The organism is Streptomyces sp. NPDC091209 (assembly GCF_044757755.1).
Taxonomy (GTDB): domain Bacteria; phylum Actinomycetota; class Actinomycetes; order Streptomycetales; family Streptomycetaceae; genus Streptomyces.
In genome coordinates this window covers 1-11,109 of the sequence record NZ_JBIVVR010000029.1, presented here as the reverse complement: position 1 = coordinate 11,109, position 11,109 = coordinate 1, and the positions used below count along the sequence as shown (strand labels likewise).

The 11,109-nt window shown below is 69.0% G+C and carries 11 protein-coding genes; 2 read left to right on the top strand and 9 right to left on the bottom strand.

The genetic code is table 11. The features are described from left to right. Positions 1-604 precede the first annotated feature (604 nt). Both ACIQRL_RS40735 and ACIQRL_RS40730 read left to right on the top strand, forming a co-directional pair. Entirely contained in the window at positions 605-1,375 is a 771-nt protein-coding gene (locus ACIQRL_RS40735; RefSeq protein ID WP_037627370.1) for an ECF subfamily RNA polymerase sigma factor, BldN family, read from the top strand. 253 nt (positions 1,376-1,628) lie between these two features. Then, positions 1,629-2,855: a DUF5667 domain-containing protein gene (locus ACIQRL_RS40730; protein WP_401341392.1), complete on the top strand. Its 1,227-nt coding sequence runs from the start codon at positions 1,629-1,631 to the stop codon at positions 2,853-2,855. A gap of 107 nt (positions 2,856-2,962) precedes the next feature. Here ACIQRL_RS40730 and ACIQRL_RS40725 read toward each other — a convergent pair whose 3' ends face one another. From ACIQRL_RS40725 to ACIQRL_RS40685, 9 genes are all read right to left on the bottom strand, one after another. Next, complete coding sequence (locus tag ACIQRL_RS40725) at positions 2,963-4,015, bottom strand: lysophospholipid acyltransferase family protein (protein WP_401341390.1); 1,053 nt, start codon at positions 4,013-4,015, stop codon at positions 2,963-2,965. Positions 4,016-4,029: 14 nt separating this feature from the next. After that, complete coding sequence (locus ACIQRL_RS40720; protein WP_261704804.1) at positions 4,030-5,091, bottom strand: NAD-dependent epimerase/dehydratase family protein; 1,062 nt, start codon at positions 5,089-5,091, stop codon at positions 4,030-4,032. Between the two features lie 433 nt (positions 5,092-5,524). Next, positions 5,525-5,623, bottom strand: coding sequence for a 30S ribosomal protein bS22 (locus tag ACIQRL_RS40715; RefSeq protein WP_003948845.1), 99 nt, complete (start codon positions 5,621-5,623; stop codon positions 5,525-5,527). 142 nt (positions 5,624-5,765) lie between these two features. After that, entirely contained in the window at positions 5,766-5,975 is a 210-nt protein-coding gene (locus tag ACIQRL_RS40710; protein ID WP_093781815.1) for a helix-turn-helix domain-containing protein, read from the bottom strand. Positions 5,976-6,104: 129 nt separating this feature from the next. Next, complete coding sequence (locus tag ACIQRL_RS40705; RefSeq protein WP_401341388.1) at positions 6,105-6,920, bottom strand: phosphatase; 816 nt, start codon at positions 6,918-6,920, stop codon at positions 6,105-6,107. Positions 6,921-7,039: 119 nt separating this feature from the next. Beyond that, on the bottom strand, positions 7,040-8,212 hold the full coding sequence (locus ACIQRL_RS40700; protein WP_401341387.1) for an acetoin utilization protein AcuC: 1,173 nt from the start codon (positions 8,210-8,212) through the stop codon (positions 7,040-7,042). Further along, complete coding sequence (locus ACIQRL_RS40695; protein ID WP_401341385.1) at positions 8,163-9,392, bottom strand: MFS transporter; 1,230 nt, start codon at positions 9,390-9,392, stop codon at positions 8,163-8,165. The genes ACIQRL_RS40700 and ACIQRL_RS40695 overlap by 50 nt, the downstream gene beginning before the upstream one ends. Before the next feature lie 95 nt (positions 9,393-9,487). Then, positions 9,488-10,222 (bottom strand): VC0807 family protein, encoded by a 735-nt coding sequence (locus ACIQRL_RS40690; RefSeq protein ID WP_401341383.1) that lies wholly within the window; start codon positions 10,220-10,222, stop codon positions 9,488-9,490. 134 nt (positions 10,223-10,356) lie between these two features. Next, positions 10,357-11,001, bottom strand: a complete 645-nt coding sequence (locus ACIQRL_RS40685) for an HAD family hydrolase (RefSeq protein ID WP_401341381.1) — start codon at positions 10,999-11,001, stop codon at positions 10,357-10,359. Positions 11,002-11,109 lie beyond the last annotated feature (108 nt).

Sequence of the window (11,109 nt, the reverse complement as noted above, 5' to 3'; positions counted from 1 at the left end):
GGTGGGTGGGGCGGGGCCGTGCCGGTACATCCGCCCGCATCCGGGCGGATCCCAGCGGCGTTTCGGGGTGCGGGTGGGTGCTGATCCGTCCGGCCTGCGGGCATTCGATGTACCGGCACGTCCCCTCCCGTGCGTACCCGGCTGCGAGTGCGTCGTGGTGGCCCTTCCGGCCCCGGCGCGGAAAGTTCAGCCCCTCCGGCGTTTGTGGAGCGGGGTCCGGGGCGGAGCCCCGGGGGTGGGTCGGGTAGGGCCGGAGGGGGCGAAAACCTGTCCGGACCTGGGACGGGAGCGCCGCTCCGTGAGGCAATCACATAGTCCTACCCACGCCCTGGGCGGCCCAGTCATGTCCGCCGCAGGCGGGCACAACACGCTCCGCACTCAGACGGAATCTGAACCGATCTGATCAACAAGCGGTCACCGTGCGGTACTTGAACAGGCATCGATCCGCATAAGAAGTGACGTAATCGGTGATTTTAGCAACTGGGTGTAGTCCTGCCTGTACGAAGCGTTATTCTCCTCAGACGCAAACCGGTACCCCTCCGTCGCCACGACGGGTGAAAGGTCCCGCACTGCACGTGATGGAAGCTCTGCCTCTGGGAGTCCCGTGTACTCACACGTCGGGGTTGACGCCTCGGGCCTGGCTACGCTGCGCGCAACGGTCCTGGACCGTTTGCGCGGCTTCGTCCCCACCGCGTACGCCGTCCCCGCCTTCGCCCTCCCCGCGCCCGTCGGACCTTGCTATGCCCTGGCCGACGGCAACGCGGCGGTCGGCAGGCGGGGCCGCTCAGGCTCGGCCACCACCGCACGCCGTCCGGCCGCGGACAGTGACAGCGCCCGGATGATGGATCTCGTGGAGCGCGCCCAGGCCGGCGAGGCCGACGCCTTCGGACGGCTCTACGACCAGTACAGCGACACCGTCTACCGCTACATCTACTACCGGGTTGGAGGTAAGGCGACCGCCGAGGACCTCACAAGCGAGACCTTTCTGCGGGCGCTGCGACGGATCGGCACCTTCACCTGGCAGGGGCGCGACTTCGGCGCCTGGCTCGTGACCATCGCCAGGAATCTGGTGGCCGACCATTTCAAGTCCAGCCGCTTCCGGCTGGAAGTGACCACCGGCGAGATGCTCGACGCCAACGAGGTCGAGCGCTCCCCCGAAGACTCCGTACTGGAGTCGCTTTCCAACGCCGCACTCCTCGACGCCGTGCGACGGCTCAACCCTCAGCAGCAGGAGTGTGTGACGCTCCGCTTCCTCCAGGGTCTTTCGGTCGCCGAGACCGCCCGGGTGATGGGCAAGAACGAGGGCGCCATCAAGACCCTCCAGTACCGGGCCGTCCGCACCCTGGCCCGACTCCTGCCCGACGACGTCCGCTGAACCCGCCTCCGACCGCGCCGGTCCGCACGTTCAGCGACGCCCAACTCACCTTCTGTAAAAGTCTGTTGACTTCGCGGTCCGATCATCCGCCGTCCGTAACCCAAGTGCCGTGACGCTCGTTGTGCGGGATACAGGCTCCCTGTGGTCACGCCTTGGCCATCGCCGATCACCCGATCGTGTGGATACGGCCAGGGAGTGCAACCCTCAGGACCCCCTGGGGAGTCGACCGTCATGACGAGAGGAGGTGCCGCCAGTGATCGCGAACGTATCGGCACACCGGCGGGCGGACGCCTTCGCCCAGGCCCTGGAGGAGTTCGACCAGGGCACGGCGGCCGAGCAGCCCGATGGGTCGGCACCGTCCCGGGCTGCTGCGGAACAGACCGGGCAAGGGCTGCTGTTGGCCCTCGCCACGGGTCTCGGCGAGCTGCCCAAACCGGAGCTGGACCCCGAGGTCAAGATCGTGCAGCGAGCCCAGCTCGTCGCCGCGATGGAGGCCATGCTGCTGGAAGGCACCGCCGCCGGAGGCGAGGGTCCGGACCGTGCTCTGCCCGGGCAGCGGTCCCGGGCCAAGGGGACGCACCGGGCGACCGGGCTGGGGAAGCTGCGGCCCCGGTCCCGGCTGTCCAAGGGGCTCGCGGCGGGCGGGCTCACCGTCGGTGTGGCCGCCGGAGCCTTCGGCGGTGTGGCCGCCGCGAGCTCCGACGCCCTGCCCGGCGACTCGCTCTACGGGCTCAAGCGCGGCATGGAGGACATCAAGCTCGATCTCGCCCATGGCGACAGCGACCGGGGCGAGCTCTATCTCGACCAGGCCTCGACGCGCATGAGCGAGGCCCGTCGGCTGATGGAGCGGGGCCGCTCGGGACACCTCGACCACGAGTCCCTGGGCGAGGTCCGTCGCGCCCTGTCCGGCATGCAGCACGACGCCACCGAGGGCCACCGGCTGCTGCACGAGGCGTACGAACGGGACGGCTCACTGGGCCCCATCCAGGCCCTGTCCGCCTTCTCCCGGTCACACCGCGAGGCCTGGGGCGCACTGCGGGACCGGCTGCCCGTGCAGCTCGGCGACGTCGGTGACCAGGTCTCGTCGGTCTTCGAGGCCATAGACGAAGAGGTCGCCCCGCTGCGCTCGCTGCTGCCCACGACGCCCGCCCCCGAGGGCACCGGCCGTCACCGGGGCAGGAGCGAGGAGTCCACCGGCTCACCGGGTACGGGCACACCGTCGCCCAGCGCCAGCGGCGGTTCCGCGAGCGGAAGCCACAGCAGCGGCAAGCCCAAGCCGTCCAGTTCGGGCAGCAGCGGCGAGGGTCTGCTCGGCGGCAACGCCGGCGGCCTGCTCGACCCACCGTCGGACGACACCAGTTCCTCCCCGTCGTCCAGCGGCAGCAAGAGCGGTGCGACGAGCGAACCCGACGTCACACTGCCGCCCCTGCTGCCCGGCCTGCTGCCCGGCCTCGGCATCGACACACAGAACAGCGACTGACAGACAGACCACCGCGGTACGTCGATGGGGGCGCCCTTCTCGGGAAGGGTGCCCCCATCTGCGTACAGGCATATCAGGACATGATCAACAGAATCGTAACTGCATGATCAGAAAAACACGGACCTGCGCTGTACCAGCAGCTTGTACAGGGTGTGCTGGATCTGCTCCCTGACCTGGTCGGTCAGGTTGAACATCAGCATCGGGTCCTCGGCCGCCTCCGGCGGATAGCCGTCCGTACGGATCGGCTCGCCGAACTGGATCGTCCACTTGGTGGGCAGCGGGATCGCGCCCAGCGGGCCCAGCCAGGGGAAGGTCGGGGTGATCGGGAAGTACGGGAATCCCAGCAGCCGCGCGAGGGTCTTCGCGTTGCCGATCATCGGGTAGATCTCCTCCGCGCCGACGATCGAGCACGGAATGATCGGAGTGCCCGCGCGCAGCGCCGTCGACACGAAGCCGCCCCGGCCGAACCGCTGGAGCTTGTAGCGCTCGCTGAACGGCTTTCCGATGCCCTTGAAGCCCTCCGGCATCACCCCGACCAGTTCACCGCGCTCCAGCAGCCGCTCGGCGTCCTCGGAGCAGGCCAGGGTGTGACCGGCCTTGCGGGCCAGTTCGTTGACGACCGGCAGCATGAAGACCAGGTCGGCCGCGAGCAGGCGGAGATGACGGTTCTCGGGGTGGTTGTCGTGCACGGCGACCTGCATCATCAGGCCGTCCAGCGGAAGGGTGCCCGAGTGGTTGGCGACGATCAGGGCGCCGCCCTCGGACGGGATGTTCTCGATGCCCTTCACCTCGACGCGGAAGTACTTCTCGTACATCGGCCGGATCATGGACATCAGGACCTGCTCGGTCAGCTCCTGGTCGTACCCGAACTCGTCGATCTCGTAGTCGCCCGTGAGCCGGCGGCGCAGGAAGGCCAGGCCTCCCGCGATGCGCTGCTCCAGGCCGGAACCGCCCTGCTGGGGCTGTCGGGGCGGCTGTTCCTCATGCGTCACGGGAACATCATCCTGCGGGAGGGTCCGTCCTGGCATGGGCTGGACCTCGCGTACCACCACGGGCTCACCCTTGCGCCGGCTCCCCCCGGCCCGGCGCCGCGGCGGGCGCTGCACGGCTGCCCCCCGCGAGCGGTCGTCGTCGAACGGAATGACCTTGGCGTCCGGCATCGTTGATGCGCTCCTCAGTTGGCGCTCTGCGTCGGGGGGTGGCCACCGCCCGGAAGGGACAGTGCGGCGATCCGGTCCACGACCCCCGCAACGGCCTCCGGGGGCAGGAGGCCGGGCCCCCTGCTGTGGGCGAAGTCCGCGAAGGTCTCCGCCGTCGTGTACTTCGGCTGGTATCCGAGGGTTTCGCGCATCTGCACCGTCGCGACCACCCTGCCGTGCGTGAGCAGCCGCAGCTGCTCCGGCGAGAAGTCCGTCACACCCAGGGTACGCACGGCCGTACCGGCCCAGCTCAGGGCCGGCAGCAGCAGCGGGACCGTGGGCCTGCCCAGCCGCCGCGCGCACTGCGAGAGCAGCAGGACGCCGTCACCGGCGATGTTGAACGTGCCGCTGTTGAGCGTGCCCCGCTGCGGCTCGTGCGAGGCCAGCCGCAGCACCTCGATGACGTCGCCCTCGTGGACGAACTGGAGCCGCGGGTCGTAGCCGAACACCGTCGGCAGCACCGGCAGCGAGAAGTACGAGGCGAGCGGCGAGTCCGCGCTCGGGCCGAGGATGTTGGCGAACCGCAGGACGCACACGGCGACATCGGGCCTGCGGCGCGCGAAGCCGCGTACATAGCCCTCGACCTCGACCGTGTCCTTCGCGAAGCCGCCGCTGGGCAGCGACTTGGGCGAGGTGGTCTCGGTGAACACGGCGGGATCACGCGGCGCCGAGCCGTAGACGTTCGTACTGGACTTCACGACGAGCCGCTTTACCGTCGGGGACTTCTGGCAGGCACCGAGGAGCTGCATGGTGCCGATGACGTTGGTCTCCTTGACCGTGGTCCGGCTGCCGGAGCCCAGCGCCGTGCCCGTCACGTCCATGTGCACGACCGTGTCGACGGAGTACTCGGCGAGCACCCGCGCGATGGTGGGCTGGCGGATGTCGGCCTGCACGAAGTCGGCGCCGCCGATGTGGTGCTCGGGCGGCACCGCGTCCACGGCGATCACCCGGTCCACTTGCGGGTCACGCTGGATCCGTCGTACGAACCGGCCCCCGAGCTGCCGGGCCACCCCGGTCACGAGCACGACCTTCCCCAAGATCAGCGCCTTCCTTCCAGAACTGGACGTAGCCCCGCTCGTACCTGCCGCGTTCCCCGTGTGCGGCCAACTTAGCCGGTTGATGTTGCGCTGTGATGACCGCCCGATGCACGAAGTGACGACAGCCATGGACGTACGACCAGACCCAGCCATTCGGCCCACAGACGTACGCGGCACACCTGGCCGAACACGTTCGACATTCGAGCTGTTTTCGGGTTGCTTCTTCTCGGGTACCGCTGCGGAGAAGTCTTCCACCGCCGCCACGGCGCGCCCGCGCCGACACCGCCGAACCGACCCCGACGGACGTTCGGCCGGCTCCGCGGTCTCTCCGCCGGCTCCCCCGCCGACCTACGAGTGGCCTTTTCGCGGCCGGATATGCCTGTGGCCCCCCACCTGCTGGTGAGAGGCCACAGTACGCGTTTCGCGGCGTCGCTTACTTCTTGTTGCGACGCTGAACGCGAGTGCGCTTGAGCAGCTTGCGGTGCTTCTTCTTCGCCATCCGCTTGCGCCGCTTCTTGATAACAGAGCCCACGACTACCCTCGCTCACTTCTCTTTACTCGGTGCTGGGCTGCATGGGCCCACACGACCTATGAGGGGCCAGCCTACCCGTCCGAGAGCCGAGGTCGTAATCGAGGTGTTTCCGGGAGATCGCGAACGGTCTCCCGGAACGCCGTCAGGCGGTCTCCACCCCCACATAGCTCTCGCGGAGATACTCGTGAACCGCTTGCTCCGGCACCCGGAAGGACCTCCCCACCCGGATCGCCGGCAGATGACCGCTGTGCACCAAGCGGTACACGGTCATCTTCGACACTCGCATCACCGAGGCGACTTCCGCCACGGTAAGGAACTGAACCTCGTTCAGAGGCCTCTCGCCTGCAGCCATGACACACCTGAACCTTCCGCACTCGACGGTCACCGGCTTCCCCTTCCGGTGACTCTTCGTCGTTGCGTGCTCACTCCCCAATGTAGGGGCGGGTGATGCGAGTGGGGAAGAGGGGATGCCATCGGCCGCCTACTGTGACAGACACGCTCGATTGAGTACATAGCGAGTAAGCGGTCGGTAGTAATCAGACCGCACAGCGTCATCAAGCGGAACGACGACGGACACCCGCCCCTCTGCCTCCCCGACGAACAGCGCGGGATCGTCCGTATCGGCCAGACCGATGGCCTCGAACCCCAGCTGACCTGCCCCGCAGACCCATCCGTGGTCTCCGATGACGAGCTCCGGGAGGGGCCCTCCGGACTCGGCCGCGGCGGCCAGAACGGTCCGAACCGGGAGCGGTGAGTGGGTGTGCGCGCCGGTCGCACGACCGGCGGGCCCGGTCTCGGGTTCGCGCACCAGCGCGACACCTTGTACGTAGTCGAGGTTGTACGTGCGTAGACCGAACCGGGTCGTTATGTCGATAGAGCTACCCTGCGCGGGGGTGAGGACGGTACATCCAGCCGACGACAGGGCGTCCGCGAGTGCGGCGTAGAAGGTGATCAGCCGGTGCGGATGGCCCGTGCCCAGAAGCACAGGGTGACGACGGCGGGCGGCTTCGGCGAGCCGTTCCGCGAAGGCGTCGAGGGCCGCCAGGGTCCGCTCCGGGTCGATCACATCATGCCCCGAAGTGTGCGAGGGGTCGGCCGAGACTCCGCATTTGTCGGCCATCAACTCGATCAGATCCCGCTGGCGCCAGGTCCATTCGGGATCGAGTCCGAGCAGCAGACGGGGGTCGCGGGCGGCGAAGAGCCGGTAACTGCGCAGGCTCTCCTCGCGCGAGGTGGCCACGGGCCCGGCAAGCCGGGCGGCCAGCAGGTGCGCACGCAAAGCTCCGGTGCTCAACACGTCAGCGATGCTGACGCATCCAGCCGTACCGTATGCCCAAAATGGGGAGTATGCCCCACAGTTGGCCTAGTGATCCCAGCCGTGGGATCTACGGCAGCAGCATCCGCAGTCGGAACGATCTACGGCAGCAGCCCCCGCAGGGGGAACACGGCCTTGCGCGTCGCCAGGATCGCCTGGTCGAGGCGGTCCGCCGGGTCGTAGCCCGCCTCCCAGTCCTTCCACGACACCGGCCACCGCCCGTCCGTCATCCGCCGCGGCGCCGGCTGCCGGAGGTGGGCGAAGACCTCCTGGCGCCAGCTCTCCGGGATCACCGCCTCGGGCTCGATGGGACGGCCCGCCGCCACGGCCACGAGATGCGTCCACGAGCGCGGTACGACCTCCACCACCGCGTACCCGCCACCCCCCAGCGCGACCCAGCGCCCGTCGGCGTACTCGTGCGCCAGGTCATGACAGGCGACCTGTACGGCCCGCTGCGCGTCGAGTGAGACGGTGAGGTGCGCGAGCGGGTCCTCGAAGTGGGTGTCCGCGCCGTGCTGGGTGACCAGCACCTGCGGGCGGAAGTCGGCGATCAGCTCGGGCACCACGGAGTGGAAGGCCCGCAGCCAGCCCGCGTCCCCGGTGCCCGCCGGCAGCGCCACATTGACGGCCGTGCCCTCCGCGCTGCCGGCCCCGGTCTCCTCGGGCCACCCGGTTCCCGGGAACAGGGTCCGCGGATGTTCGTGCAGCGAGATCGTCAGGACCCTCGGGTCCTCCCAGAACGCCGCCTGGACGCCGTCACCGTGGTGCACGTCGACATCGATGTACGCCACCCGCTCGGCGCCCAGTTCCAGCAGGCGGGCGATGGCGAGCGCGGCGTCGTTGTAGATACAGAACCCGGAGGCGCCCCCGGGCATCGCGTGGTGCAGCCCGCCCGTGAAGTTCACCGCGTGCAGCGCCTCTCCGCGCCACACCGCCTCCGCGGCCCCCACGGACTGCCCGGCGATCAGCGCGGACACCTCGTGCATCCCGGCGAACGCGGGATCGTCCATGGTTCCGAGACCGTACGAAGGGTCCGCCGACTCCGGATGCGCGGACGCGGCCCTGACCGCGTCCACATAGTCCTCGCGGTGCACCAGCCGCAGGGTCGACTCCCCGGCGGGCTTCGCCGCGACGACGTCGACGTCCCGGTCCAGCCCGAAGGCGTCGACGAGTTCCCGGGTCAGGGCGAGCCGGACCGGATCCATCGGATGGTCCGGACCGAAGTCATACCCCGTTACTGCCTCGTCCCACATCAGCTGTGCGCGGCCGCTCATGCATGTCACCGTATCGGTCCGGTTCGGCAGCGAACGAGCGGGCGTACCCGAGGGTCGCCAGAACGAGCACCATCGGGACGAGCATGGCTCCGCGGTAGTTCCACGCGTCACCGAGCGCGCCCACCAGCGGGGACCCGATCAGGAACCCGACGTAGTTGAAGATGTTGAGCCGCGCGATCGCCGTGTCCGACGCCCCCGGGAAGAGCCTTCCGGCGGCGGCGAAGGTCTGCGGGACGATCACGCACAGCCCGAGCCCGAGCAGCGTGAACCCGAGCATGCCCACCCCTGCCCCTTGAGCCAGGGCCACCACACCGAACCCGAGGGCGGCGAGCACGGCTCCCAGCCGCACCACCGCGACGGCCCCGAAACGCCGCACCCCGAAGTCCCCGACAGCCCGTCCCACCAGCGTCATCACCATGTAGACGTTGTACGGAACGGTCGCCATCTGCTCCGAACCGCCCAGCACGTCCTTCACGTACTTCGCGCTCCAGTTGGAGACCGTCGAGTCCCCGATGTAGGCGAACGTCATCACCAGGCACAGCGGCAGCAGCAGCCTGAAGACGAGCGGACCGGCACCGGCACCCGCTTCGACCGTCCCGTCCTCCACCCCGCCCGGAGCCGCGCCGCCGTCGACGTACCACCGGCTCCCCACCAGGGCGAGCGGCAGCAGCACCAGCACGACCGGCAGATACGACATGAAGAGCGGCAGATGCCAGTGCGCCCCGGCCCACGCGAGCGAGGCGCCCACGATCCCGCCCAGGCTGTACGCGGCGTGGAAGCCGAGCATGATGCTGCGCCCGTACGACCGCTGGAGGCTCACCCCGAGCATGTTCATCGAGGCGTCGAGACCGCCGACCGCGAGGCCGAAGGCGGCCAGGGCGACCGCGACCTCGACGAGCTGGTCACCGGCGCCGACCCCGAGCAGGGCCAGCAGCACGACCGGCTGCGACCACCGCAGGACGCGGCTGGGGCGTATGCGCTTGACGAGGTGCTCGGTGGTGACGCTGCCGACCCCGGCGAGGACCGGGACGGCCGCCAGGAACGCCGGCAGCAGGGCGTCGGATATCCCGTAGCGGTCCTGGATGGCCGGGATACGCGTCACGAGCAGCGCGAAGGCGGCACCCTGTGCGAAAAAGCTGAACGCCAAAGAGGCCCTACCGCGCCGCAGCACATCTGTCATGGCGGCGAGCGTAGGGCCCCGGCTTACCCGTGGGTAGATCAAGCCGAAGGTGAATTTTGCTCATCTCTTCGGAGAAGGGTTGTGGAGGGGGTCGTTCAGCCGTCCGTCCGGGCCCCGGCGGCGAGCTCCCGCTCCAGCATCTTCTCCATCGGTACGACGGCGAAGCGGGCGCTGATCATGAACGCGAGGACCATCGAGGCGATCATGACGACGGTGCCGAGCCAGACCATCGTGTCGATCGGCAGCGTGTAGGCGCCCACGACCCGCGCGACGCACTCACCGAGCAGCACCGTGCCCCACACCAGCGAGAAGGTCCGCTCGGCTGTCCGGAACCGCTCGGAGCCGGCCGCCAGCCGGTCCCAGGCCGCGCTCCTCGCCGCGTCGCCCTTCACGAGGAACGGCTTCATCCCCTGCGTCATCATGGGCCGCCCCAGCTTCACGGACAGCAGGACCCCGATGCCGATCGCGCTGCTGACCCCGCTGTCCTTCGCCAGCATCAGCCGCGGGTCACCGGCGACCAGGCTGAGGGCGAGTCCGACCACGTTGACGAACAGGATCAGCCCGGCCAGGGCGTTGACCTTGCGCTCCTTGACCACGCTCCACACGGTCCGCACGGCCGGCACGACGCTGCTCCAGCCGAGCGCCGCCATGGTGCTCATCCCGAACCCGTTCTTGAGCAGGTAGTACGAACCGACGGGCACCGCCACGTCCACGATCAGGGGCAGAAAGCTCGGCCGGGGACCGGCGGCTCCGGCCGGTGCCGTCGCGCTGACCGCCGTGGCAGCGGTGGCGGTCTCTCCGGTGCTGATCCCGGTGGCGGTGATGCTCATGATCGGGTCCCTCCGTCGTCGCTGTGTACGTCCCGTTCCGATGTACTCAGCTTCGCGGTCGGACCCCACCCGCCGACAGAAACGATCGTCCGGAGCTCGGCATGACAAATGTCAGCGCCCGACGGTGGGTGCCGTCATACCAGCAGGTCAGTCAACTCCCCCATGTCGGAGAAGAGTTGGGTGGCGCCACTCAGTCTGTCGGCCGGCGTCATGGCCGTGAACCCGTACACGTCCATCCCGGCCGCGTTGGCCGCCCGCACGCCCAGCGGACTGTCCTCGACGACGGCACATCTCTCCGGCCGTACGCCCATGCGCTCGGCCGCGTGGAGGAACAGATCGGGGGCCGGCTTGCCCCGCCCGACGTCCTGCGAGCTGAAGATCCGGTCCTCGTCGAACCACCGGTCGAGCCCTGTCGTCCGGTGTCCGACCCGGATCCGCTCATGGCTCCCGGAGGAGGCCACGCAGTACGGCACGCCGTCCGCGGCCAGCTTCTCCAGCACCTGCCCAGCCCCGGGGACGGGCTTCAGTTCCCGCTCGAAGGCCGCGAAGACCCGCGCGTGGAACACGTCGTCGAAGTCGTCCGGCAGCCGCCGGCCCGTGCGTTCCAGGACCAGGTCGTGGATGCGATGCATGGCGGAGCCCATGTAGTCACGCAGGGAGTCCTCGTACGAGGTGGGGTGCCCCAGCTCGGTGAGATAAGTGGCCAGCAGGGTGTTGGAGATCGGTTCGCTGTCCACGAGGACACCGTCATTGTCGAAAATAATCAGGTCGTAGCGCATAACAAAGACCCTAAACGCAGAAAACCCCCGTGACCGGTTTCCCGGTACGGGGGTTTCTGTAATATTTGTTCGGCGGCGTCCTACTCTCCCACAGGGTCCCCCCTGCAG

What these genes read in the sequence shown, in the direction of transcription:
- ACIQRL_RS40725 (WP_401341390.1), bottom strand. Translation starts at nt 4,015, where the DNA reads ATGCCGGACGCCAAGGTCATTCCGTTCGACGACGACCGCTCGCGGGGG.
- ACIQRL_RS40700 (WP_401341387.1), bottom strand. Translation starts at nt 8,212, where the DNA reads ATGAGCGGCCGCGCACAGCTGATGTGGGACGAGGCAGTAACGGGGTAT.
- ACIQRL_RS40710 (WP_093781815.1), bottom strand. Translation starts at nt 5,975, where the DNA reads ATGGCTGCAGGCGAGAGGCCTCTGAACGAGGTTCAGTTCCTTACCGTG.
- ACIQRL_RS40685 (WP_401341381.1), bottom strand. Translation starts at nt 11,001, where the DNA reads ATGCGCTACGACCTGATTATTTTCGACAATGACGGTGTCCTCGTGGAC.
- ACIQRL_RS40690 (WP_401341383.1), bottom strand. Translation starts at nt 10,222, where the DNA reads ATGAGCATCACCGCCACCGGGATCAGCACCGGAGAGACCGCCACCGCT.
- ACIQRL_RS40695 (WP_401341385.1), bottom strand. Translation starts at nt 9,392, where the DNA reads ATGACAGATGTGCTGCGGCGCGGTAGGGCCTCTTTGGCGTTCAGCTTT.